This window comes from Corynebacterium otitidis ATCC 51513, assembly GCF_000296405.1.
In the GTDB taxonomy this organism is placed as follows: domain Bacteria; phylum Actinomycetota; class Actinomycetes; order Mycobacteriales; family Mycobacteriaceae; genus Corynebacterium; species Corynebacterium otitidis.
This window is the reverse complement of the sequence record NZ_JH815195.1, coordinates 367,071-386,663: the sequence shown is the minus strand read 5'-3', so window position 1 is coordinate 386,663 and position 19,593 is coordinate 367,071. Positions and strand designations below refer to the sequence as shown.

15 protein-coding genes are annotated in these 19,593 nt (G+C 72.6%); 11 read left to right on the top strand and 4 right to left on the bottom strand.

Going from position 1 to position 19,593, the window contains the following annotated elements; all coding sequences use genetic code 11:
* Positions 1-24 precede the first annotated feature (24 nt).
* Together leuS and HMPREF9719_RS09140 are read right to left on the bottom strand one after the other, a co-directional pair.
* Positions 25-2,913, bottom strand: coding sequence for a leucine--tRNA ligase (gene leuS / locus HMPREF9719_RS09145; protein ID WP_004601710.1), 2,889 nt, complete (start codon positions 2,911-2,913; stop codon positions 25-27).
* 71 nt (positions 2,914-2,984) lie between these two features.
* Positions 2,985-4,334 (bottom strand): dicarboxylate/amino acid:cation symporter, encoded by a 1,350-nt coding sequence (locus tag HMPREF9719_RS09140; protein ID WP_004601709.1) that lies wholly within the window; start codon positions 4,332-4,334, stop codon positions 2,985-2,987.
* A 163-nt stretch (positions 4,335-4,497) separates the two neighbouring features.
* Here HMPREF9719_RS09140 and HMPREF9719_RS09135 point away from each other — a divergent pair, with 163 nt between their 5' ends.
* The 9 genes from HMPREF9719_RS09135 (at position 4,498) to HMPREF9719_RS09095 (ending at position 13,669) form a co-directional block, all read left to right on the top strand.
* Positions 4,498-4,929: an SdpI family protein gene (locus tag HMPREF9719_RS09135; protein ID WP_004601708.1), complete on the top strand. Its 432-nt coding sequence runs from the start codon at positions 4,498-4,500 to the stop codon at positions 4,927-4,929.
* Positions 4,930-5,248: 319 nt separating this feature from the next.
* Entirely contained in the window at positions 5,249-6,862 is a 1,614-nt protein-coding gene (locus HMPREF9719_RS09130) for an anthranilate synthase component 1 (protein WP_004601707.1), read from the top strand.
* The gene (locus tag HMPREF9719_RS09125; protein ID WP_004601706.1) at positions 6,859-7,548 is read left to right on the top strand and encodes an anthranilate synthase component II; all 690 of its coding nucleotides are present in this window, start codon (positions 6,859-6,861) and stop codon (positions 7,546-7,548) included. The genes HMPREF9719_RS09130 and HMPREF9719_RS09125 overlap by 4 nt, the downstream gene beginning before the upstream one ends.
* Before the next feature lie 18 nt (positions 7,549-7,566).
* On the top strand, positions 7,567-8,583 hold the full coding sequence (gene trpD, locus HMPREF9719_RS09120; protein ID WP_004601705.1) for an anthranilate phosphoribosyltransferase: 1,017 nt from the start codon (positions 7,567-7,569) through the stop codon (positions 8,581-8,583).
* A complete protein-coding gene (gene trpCF / locus HMPREF9719_RS09115) occupies positions 8,576-10,072 on the top strand; it encodes a bifunctional indole-3-glycerol-phosphate synthase TrpC/phosphoribosylanthranilate isomerase TrpF (RefSeq protein WP_004601704.1) in 1,497 nt (498 codons plus the stop codon). The genes trpD and trpCF overlap by 8 nt, the downstream gene beginning before the upstream one ends.
* Before the next feature lie 36 nt (positions 10,073-10,108).
* Complete coding sequence (trpB, locus tag HMPREF9719_RS09110; protein ID WP_004601703.1) at positions 10,109-11,359, top strand: tryptophan synthase subunit beta; 1,251 nt, start codon at positions 10,109-10,111, stop codon at positions 11,357-11,359.
* Entirely contained in the window at positions 11,349-12,212 is an 864-nt protein-coding gene (trpA, locus tag HMPREF9719_RS09105; RefSeq protein WP_004601702.1) for a tryptophan synthase subunit alpha, read from the top strand. The genes trpB and trpA overlap by 11 nt, the downstream gene beginning before the upstream one ends.
* Before the next feature lie 151 nt (positions 12,213-12,363).
* On the top strand, positions 12,364-13,332 hold the full coding sequence (locus HMPREF9719_RS09100) for a bile acid:sodium symporter family protein (protein ID WP_004601701.1): 969 nt from the start codon (positions 12,364-12,366) through the stop codon (positions 13,330-13,332).
* Between the two features lies 1 nt (position 13,333).
* Complete coding sequence (locus HMPREF9719_RS09095; protein ID WP_004601977.1) at positions 13,334-13,669, top strand: hypothetical protein; 336 nt, start codon at positions 13,334-13,336, stop codon at positions 13,667-13,669.
* Positions 13,670-13,749: 80 nt separating this feature from the next.
* Here the strand turns inward: HMPREF9719_RS09095 and HMPREF9719_RS09090 are convergent, their stop codons facing one another.
* Both HMPREF9719_RS09090 and HMPREF9719_RS09085 read right to left on the bottom strand, forming a co-directional pair.
* Entirely contained in the window at positions 13,750-14,358 is a 609-nt protein-coding gene (locus HMPREF9719_RS09090) for a YqgE/AlgH family protein (protein WP_004601699.1), read from the bottom strand.
* Between the two features lie 39 nt (positions 14,359-14,397).
* Entirely contained in the window at positions 14,398-15,891 is a 1,494-nt protein-coding gene (locus HMPREF9719_RS09085; protein ID WP_004601698.1) for a CCA tRNA nucleotidyltransferase, read from the bottom strand.
* A 90-nt stretch (positions 15,892-15,981) separates the two neighbouring features.
* On the opposite strand from HMPREF9719_RS09085, the gene HMPREF9719_RS09080 reads away from it, so the two are divergent.
* Together HMPREF9719_RS09080 and HMPREF9719_RS09075 are read left to right on the top strand one after the other, a co-directional pair.
* Positions 15,982-16,806, top strand: a complete 825-nt coding sequence (locus tag HMPREF9719_RS09080; RefSeq protein WP_004601697.1) for an NUDIX hydrolase — start codon at positions 15,982-15,984, stop codon at positions 16,804-16,806.
* Positions 16,791-19,391, top strand: a complete 2,601-nt coding sequence (locus HMPREF9719_RS09075; protein ID WP_038082894.1) for a hypothetical protein — start codon at positions 16,791-16,793, stop codon at positions 19,389-19,391. Before HMPREF9719_RS09080 ends, HMPREF9719_RS09075 begins: the two co-directional genes overlap by 16 nt.
* The last annotated feature ends 202 nt before the right edge of the window (positions 19,392-19,593 follow it).

Genomic DNA, 19,593 nt, shown 5'->3' with positions numbered 1-19,593 from the left:
GGGCGGGGGAGGAGGGTGTCCGGCTTACTTCGCGACGACGTTGACGAGCTTGCCGGGCACGACGATGACCTTCTTGACGTCCTTGCCCTCGATACGGGAGGCGACCGCCTGCTCGCCGAGCGCGGCGGCCTTGACGTCCTCCTGACCGGCGTCCGCCGGGACGGTGATGCGGGCGCGCACCTTCCCGTTGATCTGGACGGGCAGCTCGAGCTCGTCGTCGACGAGCCACTTCTCCTCGAAGGTGGGGAACTCGACGTAGACGATCGTGCCCTCGTGGCCGAGCCGGTCCCACAGCTCCTCGGCGATGTGCGGCGCCACCGGGGAGAGCATGATCACCAGCGGCTCGACCGCGGCGACGGGCGCGCCGTCGGGGTAGTTCTTCGTCAGGTAGTTGACGTACTCCGTGAGCCTGGCGATGACCGTGTTGATGCGGAGGTTCTCGTAGTCCTCCCGGACCGCGGCGATCGTGCGGTGGAGGCGCTTGTTGTCCTCGTCGCCGAGCCCCGCGTCGATGGCGGCGAGCTCCCCGGAGTCCTCGTTGACGACGAGGCGCCAGATGCGCTGCAGCAGGCGGTGCGCGCCGACGACGTCGCGGGTCGCCCACGGCCTGGACGCGTCGAGCGGGCCCATCGCCATCTCGTAGACGCGCAGCGTGTCCGCGCCGTAGCGGTCGCAGATGTCGTCCGGGGCGACGGCGTTCTTCAAGGACTTGCCCATCTTGCCGTACTCCCGCTCGACGGGCTCCCCGTCGTAGACGAAGCCCCCGTCCTCGGTCTCCTCGACCTCGGCGGCGGGCACGTAGACCCCGCGGCGGTCCTTGTAGGCGTAGGCCTGGATGTAGCCCTGGTTGTAGAGCCGCCGGTAGGGCTCCTTGGAGCTCACCTCGCCGAGGTCGTAGAGCACCTTGTGCCAGAACCGCGAGTAGAGCAGGTGCAGCACGGCGTGCTCCACGCCGCCGACGTAGAGATCCACGCCGCCCGGGTCGTTGGGCCCGTGCTCCTCGGGCCGGGGGCCCACCCAGTAGCGCTCGTTCTCCGGGGCGCAGAACGCCTCGTCGTTGGTGGGGTCGATGTAGCGCAGCTGGTACCAGGAGGAGCCCGCCCACTGCGGCATGACGTTCGTGTCGCGGTAGTAGGTCTTCTCCCCCTCGCCGAGGTCGAGGCGCACCTCGACCCAGTCGCGCTCTTTCGCGAGCGGGGGCTGCGGCTCGGAATCGGCGTCCTCCGGGTCGAAGGTCGGCGGGGTGTAGTCCTCGACCTCCGGGAGGTTGACCGGCAGCTGGTCCTCGGGCAGCGCGTGGGCGACGCCCTCCTCGTCGTAGACGATGGGGAACGGCTCGCCCCAGTAGCGCTGGCGGGCAAAGAGCCAGTCGCGCAGCCGGTACTGGATCTTCCCGCGGCCCAGGCCCTTCTCCTCGAGCCAGGAGATGACGCGGTTCTTCGCGTCCTCGAGCTTGAGGCCGTTGATGTCGAGGCCCTCGTCGTTCGCGGAGTTCTCCGCCACGCCCAGCGCGGTATACGCCTCCTTGGCGACGTCCCCGCCGCTCACCACCGAGCGGATGGGGAGGTTGAACGCGGTGGCGAAGTCGTAGTCGCGCTCGTCGTGGGCGGGAACGGCCATGACCGCACCGGTGCCGTAGCCGGTGAGCACGTAGTCGGCGGCGAAGATCGGAACACTCTCCCCGTTGACGGGGTTGGTGGCGTACGTGCCCAAGAAGACGCCGGTCTTGTCCTTGTTCTCCTGGCGCTCGAGGTCGGACTTCGCGGCGATCGAGCGGCGGTAGGCCGCGACCGCGTCCGCGGGGTTGTCCTCCCCGAACGTCCACGCGGGGTCGATGCCCTCGTAAGAACCGGTGCCCTCGGAGACGAGGGTGTCGACGAGCTCGTGCTCGGGGGCGAGCGCGACGTAGCTCGCGCCGAAGAGCGTGTCGGGGCGGGTGGTGAACACCGTGATGGTGTGCTCCCCGGAGCGGAAGTCGACGTCCGCGCCCCGGGAGCGGCCCACCCAGTTGCGCTGCATCGTCTTGACCTTCTCCGGCCAGTCGAGCAGGTCGAGGTCGTCGACGAGCCGGTCGGCGTAGGCGGTGATGCGCATCATCCACTGCGAAAGCCGCTTGCGGAAGACGGGGAAGTTACCGCGCTCGGAGCGGCCCTCGGCGGTGACCTCCTCGTTGGCGAGCACGGTGCCCAGGCCGGGGCACCAGTTGACCATCGAGTTCGCGCGGTAGACGAGCCGGTACTCGTCGACGACGCGCTGCCGGTCCAGCCGGGAGAGCTCGGCGAAGCTGTCGGCCTCCGGGTCGATGCCCTCAAGCCCCTCGGGCAGCGGCCGCTCGCCGGACTCGAGGAGCGGCACCAGCTCCTCGATGGGGCGGGCCTTCTTCTCCTCGGGGTCGAACCACGCGTTGTAGATCTTTAAGAAGATCCACTGGGTCCAGCGGTAGAACTCGGGGTCGGTGGTCGCGACGCTGCGGCGCTCGTCGTGGCCGAGGCCCAGCCGGTCGAGCTGGCGGCGCATGTTCTCGATATTCGCCGCGGTCGTCGTCCGCGGGTGGGTGCCCGTCTGGATGGCGTACTGCTCGGCGGGCAGGCCGAACGCGTCGAAGCCCAGCGTGTGGAGCACGTTGGTGCCCAGCGAGCGCTGGAAGCGCGCGAAGACGTCGGTGGCGATATAGCCGAAGGGGTGGCCGACGTGGAGGCCTGCGCCCGAGGGGTAGGGGAACATGTCCTGGACGAACATCTTGTCCCCCGGGAGGCTCGCGCCGTCGCCCGGCGCGAGGTCGCCCACCGGGTTCGGGGCGTGGAACGTGCCGTGCTCGGCCCAGTAGCCCCGCCACCGGTTCTCGATCGTGTCGGCGAGCTTCGCGTCGTAGCGAAACGCCGGGCCTGCTGCAGATGCGCTGGGGGAGGTCATGACTCGACAGTCTATCTATCCCGCCCACCGGCCCGACCACGGCGTGGGAGGGCCGTCTTAGCGCCCGGCGGCTAGCGTCCGGTGCGCGAGCCGCCGCGCTCCTTAGCCCCGGTGGGGGAGGGGTCCTCCCCGGTGCGGAAGTCCTCGGCGTCGGTCTCGTCGGCCCGCCCGGCGGGGGCGTCCTCGGTGGCCTTTGCGGCCGGCTCCTCGGTGCCCGCGGCGGCGTCGCCGACCTGCTCGTTGGTGATCTTGCCCTCGGCGAAGCGGTTGACCATCGTCGAGATCGCGCCGGAGGACGCGACGTTCGCGGCGGTGCCGAAGGAGTCGATGGCGATGTACGCGGCGATCATGAGCGCGAGCTGCGACTCGTTGAAGCCGAGGATGTCGCTTAGGGGCCCGAGGGCCGCGACGATCGCGCCGCCGGGCACGCCGGGCGCGGCGACGGTGGTGATGCCGAGCATGAGGATGAACGCGGCCGCGGTGCCGAGGCTGACGTCCATGCCGCTCAGGTAGATGACGGCGAACGCGAAGAGCACGATCTTGATCATCGAGCCGGACAGGGAGATCGTCGCGCACAGCGGCACGGAGAAGCCCGCGACGTTCTTGTCGACGCCGTTCTTGCGCACGCAGCGGTAGGTTACCGGGATGGTCGCCGCCGAGGAGGCGGTGCCCAGCGCGGTGGCGTAGGCCGGGAGGATGTTCTTCAAAAGCACGAAGGGGTTCTTGCCCGCGACGAGCCCGGCGAGCAGGTAGTGCGCGACGACGAAGAGCACCGTCATGACCGTGGCGGTGACGAGCACGGTCGCGAAGTTGACGATGATCTCGAGCATCTCGCCGTTCATGCCGATGCCGAGCACGGTGCCGAAGATGAAGATCGGCAGCAGCGGGATGATGAAGGACTCGATGACCTTCATGACCGCGTCGCGCAGCTCGTCGGCGGCGCCGCGCAGCGTCTTGGAGCTCACGGCGGTCATGGCGATGCCCAGGCAGAAGGCGAGGAGCAGCGCCGCGAGGATCGTCATCGGGGGCTCGATGTCGATGGTGAAGTAGGGCTCGAGCTCCCCGCTGGAGACGTCCGTGTCCTCGCCGCCGGCGAGCGACTGCCCGCCGAGGAGGACGGGGTAGAGCGCCACGGCGACGATGTAGGCGAGCCCGCCGGCGAGGACGGAGAAGAAGTACGCCATCCCGCCGGTGAGGCCGAGCCACTTCCCGGCGCCGCGGCCGATGCTCGCGAGCGCGGGGGTGATGAGGGAGAAGACGAGCACCGGGACGAAGAAGTTGAGGAAGTTCCCGAAGATGCCGTTGAAGGTCATAAAGACGCGCCCGAGCCACTCGGGGAAGAAGGTGCTACACGCCGCGCCCAGGATGATCGCCACGACCACCCTGAAGAGAAGCGAGGAGGCGAGCTTCTTGAAAGTCATGCCAAGCCTTTGAAGTCAGGGTATCCAGTTAACAATCGCCTCTCTGTGAGGCTGATCCACACATCGTATCGACTGTGTAGGAGGCCACTCAAACCTGGCTGAGAGCATTTTTATTCGCTCCGGCGGGTGCGGCGGGGGCCGGGCGGCGTTCTATGCTTCGGGCATGATCCTCATCGCCGTCATCCTCCTCGTCCTCGCCGTCGCCGTGCTCATCGTGGGGGGCCTCGCGTGGAGCGGGAAGCTGCCCGGCAACGGGGTGGTCGGCCTCCACATCCCCGAGGTCCGCAAGTCGAAGGAGCTGTGGGTGACCGCCCACCGCATCGCCGGGCCGATGTGGACGTTCGGCGGGGTGGCGCTGCTCTTCGCCGCGGCGTTCGCGCTCATCGCCTCGGGCTGGATGTGGCTCCTTCCGGTGCTCATGGTCGTGCTCGCGCTGTGCGCGGTGGGCGCCGGCGCCGGCCAGGCGGCCCACGCGGTCGCCCGGATCGACGCCCGCGACATGGCCCGCGAGCAGTCCGGCGCGTCCGATCAGGCGCCGGACCTCGACGCGCTGCGCCGCGCGGCCCGCGACTCCGACGAGGGCCGCGACTCCTGACCCGGCGCCGGTACGGTTGCCCCTACCCGGGGGCCCCGCTAAGATCGTTCGACGTGAGAAACGTGATCCCCAGCACCCGCCGCGCCCAGTGGTGGTGGCCCGCACGCTAGCGGGCGACGCGTGGATCGCGCTTGACAACCCGCGGGAGGTGCCCCTCCCGCCGAAGGCCCGCAGCTTCGCATGAGTCCGAGCTGGGGCCTTCACTCATTTCTCCCCGGCCGGGCCAGAGCGAGGGACAACCGCCGACGCCGAGACGACGAAGGGAGACCGCAGCCATGGTCACCGCCGCCCGTAGCCTTTGCCCCCAGGGGGCCCACCCGTGAACCGCACGCCGCTGACCGAGCTTTCCCAGGAGATCCCGTACACGCCCGACGCCGCGGGCCTGTTCGACGCGCTCGGCGGGCGCGAGGGCTCGGACACCGTGCTTCTGGAGAGCGCGGACGTCTCCACCCGCTCGGGCGTCGAGTCGCTCCTCGTACTCTCCGCGAGCGTGCGGCTCACGTGCTCGGGCACGCGCGTGCTCGCCGAGCCGCTCACCGACTCCGGCCGGGCGCTCGTCGCGTACCTCGAAGACGAGCTCGCCGGCTTCGTCGACCGCTCGGCGGGGGAGGGGACCGGCGCGGTCTTCTCCTTCCCCCGGCCGTCCGCCGTCGACGAGCGCGAGCGCCTCGTCGAGCCGAGCCCGGTGCTGACCTTGCGCGCCCTCGCCACGCTGCCCGGCGCGCCGGAGGACCTCCCGCTTATCGCCGGGGGCTTCGCCTTCGACTTCGTGGCGAGCTTCGAGGACCTGCCCGAGGTGGCCGCGGGGGAGAACACCTTCCCCGACTTCCAGTTCCTCGTCGCCGAGACCGTCGCCGAGGTCGACCACCGGGAAAACACCGCGCGGCTGCGCGCCCTCGCCGCGGGCGGGGACGCCGGCCGCCTCGAGGAGCGGCTCGAGGGGCTCGCGGCCCGCGCCCGGGAGGCCGCCGAGCCCCAGCCGCCCGCTGCGGCGGCCGGGGCCGCGTCGCCCGGCGGGAGCGAGCCCGTCGTGGCGAGGGCCTCGGTCGGCGACGAGGAGTTCCGCGGCACGGTCGATCGCGTGCGCGAGGCGATCGCCGCCGGGGAGATCTACCAGGCGGTGCCCTCGCGCAGCTTCGCGATCGACTGCCCGGACGCGTTCGCCGCGTACCGGGAACTGCGCGCCGCGAACCCGAGCCCCTACATGTTCTACCTCCGCGGGCTCGCCCCTGGCGGGCCCGACGAGCTCGCGCCCGACGAGCCCTTCGAGCTGTTCGGCGCCTCGCCCGAGTCGGCGATGAAGTTCACCGCCGAAGACCACAGCGTCGAGGTCTATCCCATCGCCGGCACGAGGCCGCGGGGCCGCGACGCCGACGGCAGCATCGACCACGAGCGCGACATCCGCAACGAGCTCGAGCTGCGCACCGACAACAAGGAGCTCGCCGAGCACGTCATGCTCGTCGACCTCGCGCGCAACGACATCGCCCGCGTCGCCGAGCCCGGCACCCGACGGGTCGCGCAGCTGCTCCAGGTGGACCGCTACTCGCGGGTCATGCACCTCGTCTCCCGGGTGGTGGGGCGGCTCTCCTCGGACATGGACGCGCTCGACGCGTACCGGGCGTGCATGAACATGGGCACGCTCACCGGCGCGCCGAAGCTGCGCGCCGCGGAGCTGCTCCGCGAGCTCGAGGGCGCCCGGCGCGGCTCCTACGGCGGGGCCGTGGGCTACCTGCGCGGTGGCGGGGACTTCGACACGTGCATCGTCATCCGCTCGGGCTTCGTTCAGGGCGGCCGCGCCGTCGTGCAGGCCGGCGCCGGGGTGGTGCGTGACTCGCGGCCCCAGGCGGAGGCCGACGAGACCGCCCAGAAGGCGGACGCCGTGCTCGCGGCGATCGCGAGCTCCCAGGGACGCAGGCTGGAGGTGGCCCGGTGACTTCGACCCCGACGATCGTTCTCGTCGACAACCGCGACTCGTTTGTCTACAACCTGCTCGACGCGTGCGCGACGGTCACCGCCGAGCGCGGCGCGCGCCTGAGCGTGGTGCGCAACTCCGTCTCCCCGGAGGAGGTGCTCGCGCTGGAGCCGAGCCTCGTGGTGCTCTCGCCCGGGCCGGGCCACCCGTCGACCTCGGGGCGCCTCCCGGAGATCGTCGACGCCTGCTTCGAGCGCGGGGTGCCGCTTCTGGGCATCTGCCTGGGCTTCCAGGCGATCCTCGAGCACTTCGGCGGCCAGGTGGGGCGCTGCGGCGCGGTCCACGGCGTCACCGACGACATCGCTCTGACGCTCTCCGGTGAGGGCTCCCCGCTCTTCCGCGGGCTCGCCGGGGGCTCGGGCGCGGCGCCGACGCTGCCGGTGGCGCGCTACCACTCGCTGGGCTGCCGGCGCGCGCCCCGCCACGTCGAGGCTCTCGCGTGGGGCACGAGCGAGCAGGGCCCGGTGCTCATGGCGGGGCAGACCCGCTCGCGCGCCGCGGGCGGTCCGGGGCCGAGCGTGGGCTTCCAGTTTCACCCCGAGTCGATCCTCAGCCCGGTCGGGCCCTCGCTCCTCGAGCGCACGATCGACGCGCTTCTTAACGAGGCCCCGACCCCCGGCGCGGGCCGGGCGGCAACCAACGATTAGCAAACGACTTAACTCGACGTGGCTACACCCAGGGAACTGCTCACCGACTACCTCGACAACCCCGCACCCACCGCGGAGGAGACCCGCGCGGTCTTCGGGCACGTGAGCGAGGGCGAGTACTCCGATATCCAGATCGCGGCGCTGCTCGCGACCCTGCGCACCCGCGGGGAGACCGCCGACGACATCTACGGCGCGACGACGGCGTTCCTCGACGCGGCCCGGCCGTTCCCCGCGACGGGGGAGGGGCTGCTCGACACCGCGGGCACCGGCGGGGACCGGCTCAACACGATCAACATCACGACGGGGGCCTCGCTCGTCGCGGCGGCGCTCGGCGCGCGGGTCGTCAAGAGCGGGAACCGCTCGGTGTCCTCGAAGTCGGGCTCGGCGGACCTGCTCGAGTCGCTCGGGCTGCCCATCGCGCTCGACCCGGACCGGGCGTTCGAGCAGTTCGAGCGCACCGGCTTCGCGTTCCTCTTCGCGCCCGCCTATCACCCGGCGGTCGCCCACGTGCAGCCCGTGCGCGCGGAGCTCAAGCTCCCGACGATCTTCAACGTCCTCGGCCCGCTGCTCTCGCCCGCGCGGCCCCAGTTCCAGGCGATGGGCGTGGCCGACCGGAAGAAGGCCCCGCTCGTCGCGGCGGCGCTCAAGGGCCTGGGCCGCGACCACGCGCTCGTCATCCACGGCTCCGGCTCCGACGAAGTCGCCACGTGGGGCCCGACGGACATCTGGGAGCTCGACGGCGGGGAGGTCGCCCACCGCGTCGTCGAGCCCGCCGAGCTCGGGATCGCGGAGCACCCGGTCGAGTCGCTCGTCGGCGGCAGCCCGGAGGACAACGCCCGCGCCCTCGAGGAGACCCTCGCGGGCCGAGGCGAGCCCGCCCACCGTGACGCGATCGCGGCCTCGGCCGGGGCGCTGCTCTACACGGCGCGGCTCGCGGACTCTCTTAACGCCGGCACCGGGCGCGCGCTCGACGCGCTCGCCGACGGGACCGTCGCCAACTGGCTCGTGAACGCGCGGGGTGAGGGCCGTGGCTAGCTCGATCCCCACCGTGCTGGAGAACATCGTCGAGCGCCGCCGCACCCACCTGTCCGACATCGCGGCGCGCGTCGGCCACGTCGACGCGGCCGGCCTCGAGCGCTCGACGCGCTCGCTCTACGAGGCCTTAGGCGGGGGAGCGCCCGACGGCGGGCGGGGCGGCAACCGCTTCATCATGGAGTGCAAGCGCCGCTCACCCTCGCGCGGGCTCATCCGCCGCGACTACAACCCCGCGGACATCGCGCGGATCTACTCGCGCTACGCGGCGGGGATCTCCGTGCTGTGCGAGCCGGAGTTCTTCGGCGGCGACTACGACCACCTGCGCGCGGCGCGCAGCGCCACCCACCTGCCCGTGCTGTGCAAGGACTTCATCGTCGACCCGGTGCAGCTCAAGGCGGCGCGCTACTTCGGCGCCGACGCCGTGCTGCTCATGCTCTCGGTCTTGAGCGACGAGGAGTACCAGGGGCTCGCCCGGGCCGCGGGGGAGCTCGGGCTCGACGTGCTCACCGAGGTCGTCGACGAGGAAGAGACCCGCCGGGCGGTCGACCTCGGCGCGCCGATCATCGGGATCAACCACCGCAACCTCCACGACCTGAGCATCGACCTGTCGCGCTCCGAGTCGCTCGCGCACCTCATCCCCGGCGACCGCGTCGTCGTCGCCGAGTCGGGGATCCGCGACCACGCCACCGTCGCGGCCATCGGCGGCCGGGTCAACGGCTTCCTCGTCGGCTCCCAGCTCACCAGCCAGCCGGACGTCGACCGCGCGGCGCGCCGCCTCGCCTACGGGGAGGCGAAGGTCTGCGGGCTCACCGAGCCGGCCGCAGCGCAGGCGGCGCGCGCGGCGGGGGCGAGCTACGGCGGCCTCATCTTCGAGAAGGCCTCGCCCCGCAATGTTTCACGTGAAACATCGGGGGAAATCGTCGCCGCGGAGCCCGGCCTCGACTACGTCGCGGTGAGCCGCCGCGAGCGCGGCTGGGGGGAGCTCGCCGCCCTGGAGGGCGTCTTCGCCCTCCAGGTGCAGGCGCCCCCGCGCGGCACGCTCGAGGAGGAGCTCGAGCTTCTCCACGGCGTCCGCCGCGAGGCCGCCGAGGCGGGGGCGGGGGACGTCGCCGTGTGGCGCGCCCTGCCCTTCGACCGCGATCCCGAGGGGGCGAGCGCCATCGCTCGCGGCCTGCTCGACTCCGAGGACGCCCCCGAGCGCCTCGTTCTCGATTCCGGCGCCGGCGGCACGGGGCGGGCCTTCGACTGGTCGGCGGTGCCCGCCGACGTGCTCGGCAGGGGGATCCTCGCCGGGGGCATCGGCCCCGACAACATCGCCGCCGCCGCGGCCGCCGGCGCCCTGGGGGTCGACCTCAACTCCGGCGTCGAGTACCCCGCGGACTACGCCGCCGGGCCGCCGCGGAAGGACACCGCGGCGATCGCCCGCTGCCTCGAGGCGCTGCGGCGGGGAGGCAATGTTTCACGTGAAACATCGAATGTCGGCGCCTAGCCTCAGCACCACATCCCACACCCGGAAAGGACGACCATGAGCCAGGACAGCGGCCCCACGCTCCTGCCAGCGTACTTCGGCGAGTTCGGCGGGCAGTTCGTCCCCGAGTCGCTCATCCCCGCGCTCGACCAGCTCGAGCGGGAGTTCGTCGACGCCCTGAACGACCCGTCGTTCATGGCCGAGTACCGGCGGCTCCTCAAGGACTACCTCGGGCGGCCCACGCCGCTCACCGAGCTGCGCAACCTCCCCGCGGAGGGGGAGGGGAGGGGCAACGCCCGCATCTTCCTCAAGCGCGAGGACCTCGTGCACGGTGGCGCCCACAAGACCAACCAGGTCATCGGGCAGATCCTCCTCGCCAAGCGGATGGGCAAGCGCCGCATCATCGCCGAGACCGGCGCGGGCCAGCACGGCACCGCGACCGCGCTCGCGTGCGCGCTACTCGGCATGGAGTGCGTCATCTACATGGGCGCCACCGACGTCAAGCGCCAGCAGCCGAACGTCTACCGGATGCAGCTCCACGGCGCGACCGTCGTCCCCGTCGAGTCGGGCACCGGGACCCTCAAGGACGCGGTCAACGAGGCCTTCCGCGACTGGACCGCCTCGTTCAGGGACTCGCACTACCTGCTCGGCACGGCGGCCGGGGCGCATCCCTTCCCGACGATCGTCAAGGAATTCCACCGGGTCATCTCCCAGGAGGCGAAGGCCCAGATCGTCGAGCAGACCGGCGGGCTGCCCGACGTCGTCGTCGCCTGCGTCGGCGGCGGATCCAACGCGATCGGCATGTTCGCCGAGTTCATCGACGAGCCCGGCGTGGAGCTCGTCGGCGCCGAGCCCGGCGGCGAGGGCTTCGAGACGGGCCGGCACGGCGCCACGATCAACAACGGCGTCGTCGGGATCCTCCACGGGGCGCGCTCCTACCTCATGCGCAACCCCGAGGGGCAGATCACCGACTCGCACTCCATCTCCGCGGGGCTCGACTACCCGGGCGTCGGGCCCGAGCACTCCCACCTCGCGGCGACCGGGCGGGCGAGCTACGTGCCCGTCACCGACGCCGATGCGCTGCGCTCCTTCCAGCTGCTCGCGCGGCGCGAGGGCATCATCCCCGCGCTCGAGTCCTCCCACGCGCTCGCCTACGCCCTCGAGCGGGCGAAGGCAGCCAAGGACGGCGAGGACCTCACGATCCTCGTGTCGCTCTCCGGGCGCGGCGACAAGGACATCGAGCACGTCCGCCGCACGATCGCCGACCACCCCGAACTCGACCTGGACGGAGACGCCGATGACCACTAGATTCGCCACGCTCTTCGACCGCCTCCCCGAGGGGGAGGGGGCCTACGTGCCGTTCATCATGCTGGGCGACCCCTCCCTCGAGGACAGCGTCGCCATCGCGCGTGCCGCCGTCGCCGGCGGAGCCGACGCCCTCGAGATCGGGGTGCCCTACTCCGACCCCGTCGCCGACGGGCCCGCCATCCAGGACTCTCACGTCCGCGGCCTCGAGGCGGGGACGACCTTCGAGCGCGCGATGGAGACGCTCTCCCGGATGCGCGAGGAGTTCCCCGAGCTTCCCATCAGCATGCTCATCTACGCGAACTTGCCCTTCGCGCTCGGGCTCGAGCGCTTCTACCGGCTCGTCGCCGAGGCCGGCGCCGACGCCGTGCTCCTGCCCGACCTCCCGGTGCGGGAGAGCGCCCCGTTCACCAAGGCGGCGGAGGCCGCCGGGGTCGACCCCGTCTTCATCGCCCCACCGCGCGCGAGCGCCGAGACGCTCGCCGCGATCGCGGGCGCCTCCCGGGGATACGTGTACGCCATCTCCCGCGACGGGGTCACCGGCACCGAGCGCGCGTCCGAGACGACCGGCCTCGACCGCACCGTCGGAGAGCTGCGCGAGCACGGCTCCGCCCCCGCGCTGCTCGGCTTCGGGATCTCCACCCCGGAGCAGGTGCGCGCCGCGATCGACGCCGGGGCCGCCGGCGCGATCACCGGCTCGGCGATCACGAAGCTCATCGCCGCGCACCTCGTGCCCCGGGACGGGGAGGACGAGCGCGACGCCCACCGCTTCCGCGACGACGCCGCCCGCACCGAGGCCCTCGGCGAGGTCGAGGCGTTCGTCGTCGGGATGAAGGCCGCCACGAGGCCCGAGTAACGCGCCCGGAAAGACCGATTTTTCGCCGCCACCGCTCGACCGACGGTGGCGGCGCTATTTCGTCAAATGACGTATTCATTTCGCGGACCCTCCGGCGGGGGAGCGGGCCTCCGCCGGGCCGGCTGTCGCCCGGATCACTAGACTGCCTTCAATGAGACTCCTGAAGAAGATCGACCCGCTCATCCTCATCGTCATCGGCTCGCTGCTCCTCGCGGTGATCATCCCCGCCCGCGGCGCCGCCGGCGAGATGCTCGACGTCGTCAACGCCGTGGCGATCGCGGTCCTCTTCTTCCTCTACGGCGCGAGGCTCTCCGCCGCGGAGACCATCGCGGGCCTGAAGAACTGGCGGCTCCACGGGGTCATCCTCCTTATTACTTTCGCGCTCTACCCGCTCGTCTCGCTCCTCCTCCAGCCCCTCGAGGCGCTACTGGGCTCGGGGCTCTTCGCCGGGGTCGTCTACCTCTGCCTCGTGCCCTCCACGGTGAACTCGTCGATCGTGTTCACCTCCATCGCCGGGGGCAACGTGCCGGGCGCGATCGTCGCCGCCTCGGCGAGCAACATCGCCGGCGTGCTACTCACACCTCTCTTGGTGCTCCTGCTCCTCGACCCCACAGAGTCCGGGGAAGTGAGGCTCGGCACGCTGCGCGATATCGCGCTGCAGCTGCTGGTGCCCTTCGTCCTCGGGCAGCTCGTCCACCGCTGGCTCGGGAACTTCGCGTCCTCCAAGCACGTAAAGCAGTACGACCGCCTCGTCATAGGGCTCGTCGTCTACACCGCGCTGTCCCGCGGCATCGACCAGGGGATCTTCGGCATCGTCGGTGTGTGGGAGCTCGTCGGGATCCTCGCGCTCACCGTCGTCATGGTCGTCGGGATGCTCTTTGTCACCCTGTGGCTCGGCCGGCTACTGCGCTTCGACCGCGGCGACCGCATCGCCATCCAGTTCTGCGGGACGAAGAAGTCGCTGGCCTCGGGCCTGCCCATCGCGTCGGTGATGTTCCCGGCCGCGAGCGTCGGGCTGCTCGTCCTGCCGCTCATCGTCTACCACCAGGTGCAGCTCATCATCTGCTCGTGGCTCGCGAGCCGCTACGGCCGCGAGCAGGAGCAACCCGCCGAGGGCTAGGATGTTTCACGTGAAACCCTCGATTTTCGTCAGACTGACCTTCAGCGTCGAGGGGGTCGGCAGCGCCACCCACGCCGCCCATCTCGAGGAGCTCGACGACGACACCTGCCGGCTGCGCCGCATCGTCGAGATCGCGCCGGGGGAGAAGGTGGCGGGCGCCTTCGACGGCACCTCGGCGCCGGGGATGACGGCCCCGCCGACGAGCGTCGTGCCCCACCCCCGGCACTACGGCGACTACCCCGACATCGCCGTCGACGCGCTCGGCCGCCGGGAATTCGAGGAGCTCTGGGCGGCGGCGGTCGAGAAGTTCCCGGTGCTCGACGCCGACTCGGAGTAGGGGAGCGGACGGCCGCGCACAGCGAAGCGGACCCCGCGATGTTTCACGTGAAACATTGCGGGGTCCGCCGCATTTTCTTGCTAGTTGTCAACGAGGTCCGCGGGGAAGGTCGCGAACAGCGGCAGCGGCATGGGCTGGCGGCGCAGCACGTCGCCCCACAGGTCGCGGCGCGCGGGCGCCACGACGTCCGAGGGAAGGGCGGGGGCGACGTACCAGTCGCCGTCGGCGAGCTCCCCGGCGAGCTGGCCCGGGCCCCAGGCGGCGTGCCCGAGGAAGACGCGGATCCCCTCAACGGAGCCGGCGAGCGACTCGGGGTCCTGGCCGAGGTCGACCTGGACGATGCGGTTCGCGATCCGGGAGACGCCCGGGGCCGCCTCGATATCCGCACCGGCGCTCGCCACGCCGACGGCGAGCGCCCCGCGCGGCTCCAGCGGCCCGCCGACGTAGACCGCGGGCGGCGCGGCGGCGAATCCCGCCCACGCCGGCAGCACCGTGTCGACGGCGACCTCGCTGCGCGCCGTGAGTGTGAGCCCGAGGGTGTAGGTGGGGTTGTGCTCGAGGATGAGCACCACCGAGCGGCTGAACTCGGGCGCCATGAGGTCCGGGGCGGCGACGAGGAGGCTGCCCGGGGCCGGCTCGTTCTGCTCGAAGGCCTTAAACAGGCGGTCGGCGTACATGTGGTCAGCCATCGCGGTTCTCCCTTCGCGTCGCCCCGGCGCCCGCGGGCGCTAGCGCAGCTCGCGCTCCGCCCACTCCTTGAGCCGGCGGGTCGCCTCCTCCTCGCCGAGCGGCCCTTCGTCGAGGCGGAGGTCCTTGAGGAACTTCCACGCCTTGCCGACCTCGGGGCCCGGCTTGATGTTGAGGATACGCATGATGGCGTTCCCGTCGAGGTCCGGCCGCACCCGCGCGAGGTCCTCGCGCTGCTGGATCTCGTCGATCCGCTCGAGCAGCGCGTCGTAGTTGCGCTGCAGCCGGCGGGCCTTCTTCTTGTTCCTCGTCGTGCAGTCCGCGCGGACGAGCTTGTGCAGCCTCGGCAGGAGGTCGCCCGCGTCGGTGACGTAGCGGCGCACCGCCGAGTCGGTCCACTGGCCCTCGCTGAAGCCGTGGAAGCGCATGTGGAGGTAGACGAGCGTGGCGATGTCCTCGGTCGTGCGCTTCGGGTACTTGAGCTTGCGCAGCCGCCGCCGCGTCATCTTCGCACCGACGACCTCGTGGTGGTGGAAGGACACCCCGCCGCCGGGCTTCTTCGCCCGCGTCGCCGGCTTGCCGATGTCGTGGAGCAGCGCCGCCCAGCGCAGCACGAGGTCCGGGCCTTCCTCGGGGTCCTCCTGGTCCATCGCTTGCTTGAGCACCTGCATGGAGTGCGCGTAGACGTCCTTGTGCTGCAGGTGCTCGTCGGGCTCGAGGCGCAGCCCCGGCACCTCGGGCATGACGTGCTCCGCGATGCCGGAGTCGACGAGGAGCTCCCAGCCGGCCCAGGGGCGCTCGCCGAGCATGAGCTTGTCGAGCTCCGCGGCGACGCGCTCGGCGGTGATGCGCCGGATATCCCCGGCCATCTCTCCCATCGCCTCGCGCACCCGGTCCGAGACGTCGAAGCCCAGCTGGGAGACGAAGCGCGCGGCGCGCAGCATGCGCAACGGGTCGTCCGAGAAGGAGCGCCGCGGGCTCGCGGGCGTGTCGAGCCGACCGGCCGCGAGGTCCGCCAGGCCGCCGAGCGGGTCGTGGAAGGCGGTCTCCAGCGAGTCGTCGCCGCCGGGCCGCAGCTCGATCGCGAGCGCGTTGACCTTGAAGTCGCGGCGGACGAGGTCGCCCTCGAGCGTGTCACCGAAGCTCACCTCGGGGTTGCGGGACTCGCCGTCGTACTGGTCCGCCCGGAAGGTCGTGATCTCCACCTGCTGGCCGTTGAGCTCCGCGGAGACCGTCCCGAACTCGATGCCCGTGTCCCACACCGCCGGCGTGAGCGAGGAGAGGATGCCCCGCACCGCCTCGGGCCGGGCGCTCGTCGTGAAGTCGAGGTCGTGGCCGAGCCGGCCCAACAGAGCGTCGCGCACCGAGCCGCCCACCAAAAACAGCGACTCGCCCGCCTCGGCGAAGCGCCCGACGAGGGCGCCGAGGTCGCCGGCCAGCGAGCGCACCGCGGCCTCGGCGCCGACGAGGAGCTCCGCGGAGCCCACGTCCAGCGGGGCCTGGGGCTGATTCTCGCGCGTGTCGTAGGTACTCATCGCCGACCAAGTCTAATTCACCCAGCCCACCCCGCCCGGCGGCGAGCGGAGTACCGCCGCCGCCCCGGCGGGGACTAAAATACGGCCATCATGGCTACGAACTCGGCAGGCTCCGGCGAGGCGCGACCCGACCAGGCGGGCTCGCGCCCCCACGCCGGCGATGCCGAGTCTCCGCGCGGCGGCGGTCGCCCGAAGCGGCGGCGCTCGCGGCGCAAGCGCTCCGGGGGAGCCGCCCCCGCAGGCGCCTCGGGCGAGGCCCGCCGCGGGAAGCGCGTCACGAAGGGCGGCGGCCGCGCGTCGGGGGAGAAGAAGAACCGCCGCCGGCGGGGCGCGCCAGCCCGGGCGGCGGGCAAGGGGCGCCGCGGGGGGCCGCGGCGCGGCGGCTCCGGCTCCCAGCGCGAGCGCGACTCCATGCCCGTGCGCGACGAGACCTCCGCCGGCGGGCTCGTCGTCTCCGGGCTCGCGGAGGCCGTCGGCGAGGACGGCGAACTCGACGCGAGCCGCGTCTACGTCGCGCTCATCGGGCGGCTCGACCGCCGCAAGCGGCTCCTCTGGTCGATGCCCAAGGGGCACGTCGAGCCGGGCGAGCCGCGCGCCGCGACCGCTGAGCGCGAGGTGTGGGAGGAGACCGGCCTGCGCGGCGAGGTCTTCGCCGAGATGGGCTCCATCGACTACTGGTTCGTCTCCGAGGGGGTGCGGATCCACAAGACCGTCCACCACCACCTGCTCTACTACGTCGACGGGATCCTCAACGACGAGGACCCGGAGGTCACCGAGGTGGCGTGGACGCCGCTGAGCCGCCTTATCGAGCGGCTCGCGTACGCCGACGAGCGGCGCCTCGCCCGGCGGGCCCTCGACCGGATGCCCGAGCTGGCCCGCGCCGCGAAGCGCGAGGAGAGGTGGACGCCGCGATGACCGCCGCGGCGAGGCGCCGCGCCCGCGGCCTTCTCGCCGCGGCGCTCGCGGCGGGGCTCGCGGCCCCCGCGGCGCCCGCGTGGGGCGCGGATGTGGCCGCGTCCGACTCCCGGCCCCAGGTGGGGGAGGCGTGGGCGAACCCCGACGTGCGCGCCGGGGAGCACGACCCCGAGGTGCGCCTCACGATCACCGACGTCTCCGACCGGGGAATGACCGAAGGCGGGGTCGTCGAGCTGAAGCTGCGCGTCGAGAACGACAGCTCCGATTCCTTCGAGAGCGTCACCGTCACCCCCAGGCACGCGCCGGCGATCGCCGCGGTCTCGGACATCCGCGCCGCGCTCGCCGCGGACGCGAACCAGTACGCCACCGCCGGGGTGCCGATCGCGCTCGACGAGCCGCTGGGACCGGGCGAGTCGGCGGAGCTCACCGTGCGCGTCAACGCCGACGACGGGGAGCCGGGCTCCCTGCCGCTCGGCGGGCCGGGCACGCACCCGGTGCTCGTCGAGGCCGCAGCCACGCCGACGGACGGGGGCGATGGTGCGCCGAGCTACACCACGCAGCGCACCGTCGTCACGGTGCGCCCCGAGTCCGACCCGGGGGAGCCGGGGGAGGCCGACGGCGACGAGACCGACGAGGGGGAGCCCGCCCCGCAGCTGACGATGCTCTACCCGCTCGCGGCGCGCCTGCCGATCGTGCCCGGCGAGACCGGCGAGTCGCCGGAGCCGGCGCCGCTGCTCATGACGGACGACTCGCTCGCCGAGGAGCTCGCCCCGGGCGGGCGGCTCGAGGGGCTGCTCGGCGGCTACGAGCAGCTGCGCGACAACGAGGACCTCTCCCGGGCGACGTGCCTCGCGGTCGACCCGGCGCTGCTCGACGCGGTCTCCCGGATGCGCGACGGCTACGCCATCGGGGCGGCCCGCGAGGGCTTCGCGCCCACCCAGCGGCGGCTGCGCGACAGCTGGCTCGAGGACGACGCCCCCGAGGTGGACTCGTGGCGGGAGTCCTCGCCGGCCGCGGAGGAGTTCCTCTCTAGGCTCTCCGAGGCGGCGGCCGACCAGTGCGTCGTCGCCCTGCCGTGGGCGAACGCCGACCTCGACGCGCTCGAGCGGGTCGGCAACGAGTGGCTTATGCGCGAGGCGCTCTCCCGCGGGCCCGAGGCCGTCGAGGAGGCCATCGGGGTGCGGCCCCGGCCCAATATCGTCCTGCCCGGCTCGGGGGTGCTCACCGACGCGACCGCCCGGCAGCTCGGCTGGGCGGACGAGGAGTCCACCGAGGAGGGAACCGGCCTCTCCGACGCGTTCGAGGAGCAGGCCGAGGGCGCCGCCCGGGAGGGCAGCAGCCTCACCCTCGAGGAACCGGGACTGGGCGGCGACACCCCGCCGGGGCCCACCCCGCAGGCCACGGTCCGCGCGCTCGTGGCGGGCAACACCGCCGAGCGCCCCGAGGACGCCGGCCGCTTCGGGCAGCCCGCCGAGAACGTCCGCACCGTGAGCGTGAACCCCTCGCTTTCGGGGCTGCTCGCGACGCTGGGGGAGACCCCGGAGACCCCCGCCTACACCGACCCGGGGCTGCGCTTCGACTATCGGCTCGACTCGCCGGCCGCGCGCCGCGCCGCCGGCGCGGCGGGGGTGCGGCTCGCACTCGACGAGCAGCGCGCCGCCGCCGAGCAGGAGCCCACGCTCCTGGCACCGCCGCCGACGTGGGGCGGGGCGGAGGCCGCCACCCTCGTCGCGGAGGCGGCCGATCTCGTCGCCGCCGGGGACGCCGAGCCGCTGCCCCTCGAGGGCTACCTCGCGCCGAGCCCGGAGCAGGAGGAGGCGCTCGCGGAGGAGGCCGACAACGCGGAGCCCGCGCCCGCCGGGCCGGGGCTGCCGGCCGGCCCCGGCGGCGGGGAGAGCCCCTTCCCGGACCCCGCGGCGGCCGACGACCGGGAGCTCGTGCGGGTGCGCCAGCAGGCGAACTTCGCCGACGACCTCACCCGGATCATGCGCAACGCGGAGCAGATCAGCCTGAAGCGCTACGAGTTCACCGCCCCGCTGCGCCAGGACCTCCTCAACGCGCTGAGCCTCACCGAGGCCCGCTCCCTGCCGCTCGCCGACGAGGAGAGGCGCCGCGCGACGAACCGCCTCTCGGAGAACCGCGCGATGCTCGTCAGCCTGCGCGACTCCGTCTCGCTGCTGCCGCCGGGCAACGTCTACACCCGTGCCTCGGAGTCCTCCCCGCTGCTCCTCGTCGCGGAGAACGGCCTGCCGCTGCCCGCGGTCGCGCGGATCGCCTACGACCCCGGGGAGAGCGCCGTGCGCCTGCACGAGGACGAGATCCTCCACATCCCGGCGCGCGGCTCGATCACCGCGCAGCTCGACATCGTCGACGAGGAGCCCGGTGGCCAGTCGACGATGCGGGTGTGGCTCACCACCCCCCAGGGCGCGCAGATCTCCGACTCGGTGCCCCTGACCGTGCAGACCCGCGCGGGGGAGGCGAGCGCCGCGACCGCGATCGTCGCGGGCGGCGGGCTGCTCGCGGTGCTCGTCGTCTTCCAGATCGGGCGACACCGCCGCCACCGCCGGGAGGCCGGCGAGGCGTAGCCGCCGCTCGGCCGGCCCGTCCCGGCCCCTGAACGGTCACCGAACGCCGCCTGAGAGAACGCTGCCCGCGCGGCCGGGTCGGTTTCCCTTGCCCTGAGGCAGCGGGGACAATGTCGATGTGACTCCCAGTAATCCGTCAGACCACGACGAGGGCGGCCGGCCCCCGCACGGCGGCGGCCGCGCGGCGGGGGAGGGCCCCGCG

Bases quoted from the DNA above. Each gene is read 5' to 3' on its own strand.
- leuS (WP_004601710.1), bottom strand. From the start codon at position 2,913: ATGACCTCCCCCAGCGCATCTGCAGCAGGCCCGGCGTTTCGCTACGAC.
- HMPREF9719_RS09140 (WP_004601709.1), bottom strand. From the start codon at position 4,334: ATGACTTTCAAGAAGCTCGCCTCCTCGCTTCTCTTCAGGGTGGTCGTG.
- HMPREF9719_RS09135 (WP_004601708.1), top strand. From the start codon at position 4,498: ATGATCCTCATCGCCGTCATCCTCCTCGTCCTCGCCGTCGCCGTGCTC.
- trpB (WP_004601703.1), top strand. From the start codon at position 10,109: ATGAGCCAGGACAGCGGCCCCACGCTCCTGCCAGCGTACTTCGGCGAG.
- trpA (WP_004601702.1), top strand. From the start codon at position 11,349: ATGACCACTAGATTCGCCACGCTCTTCGACCGCCTCCCCGAGGGGGAG.
- HMPREF9719_RS09100 (WP_004601701.1), top strand. From the start codon at position 12,364: ATGAGACTCCTGAAGAAGATCGACCCGCTCATCCTCATCGTCATCGGC.
- HMPREF9719_RS09095 (WP_004601977.1), top strand. From the start codon at position 13,334: ATGTTTCACGTGAAACCCTCGATTTTCGTCAGACTGACCTTCAGCGTC.
- HMPREF9719_RS09090 (WP_004601699.1), bottom strand. From the start codon at position 14,358: ATGGCTGACCACATGTACGCCGACCGCCTGTTTAAGGCCTTCGAGCAG.
- HMPREF9719_RS09085 (WP_004601698.1), bottom strand. From the start codon at position 15,891: ATGAGTACCTACGACACGCGCGAGAATCAGCCCCAGGCCCCGCTGGAC.
- HMPREF9719_RS09080 (WP_004601697.1), top strand. From the start codon at position 15,982: ATGGCTACGAACTCGGCAGGCTCCGGCGAGGCGCGACCCGACCAGGCG.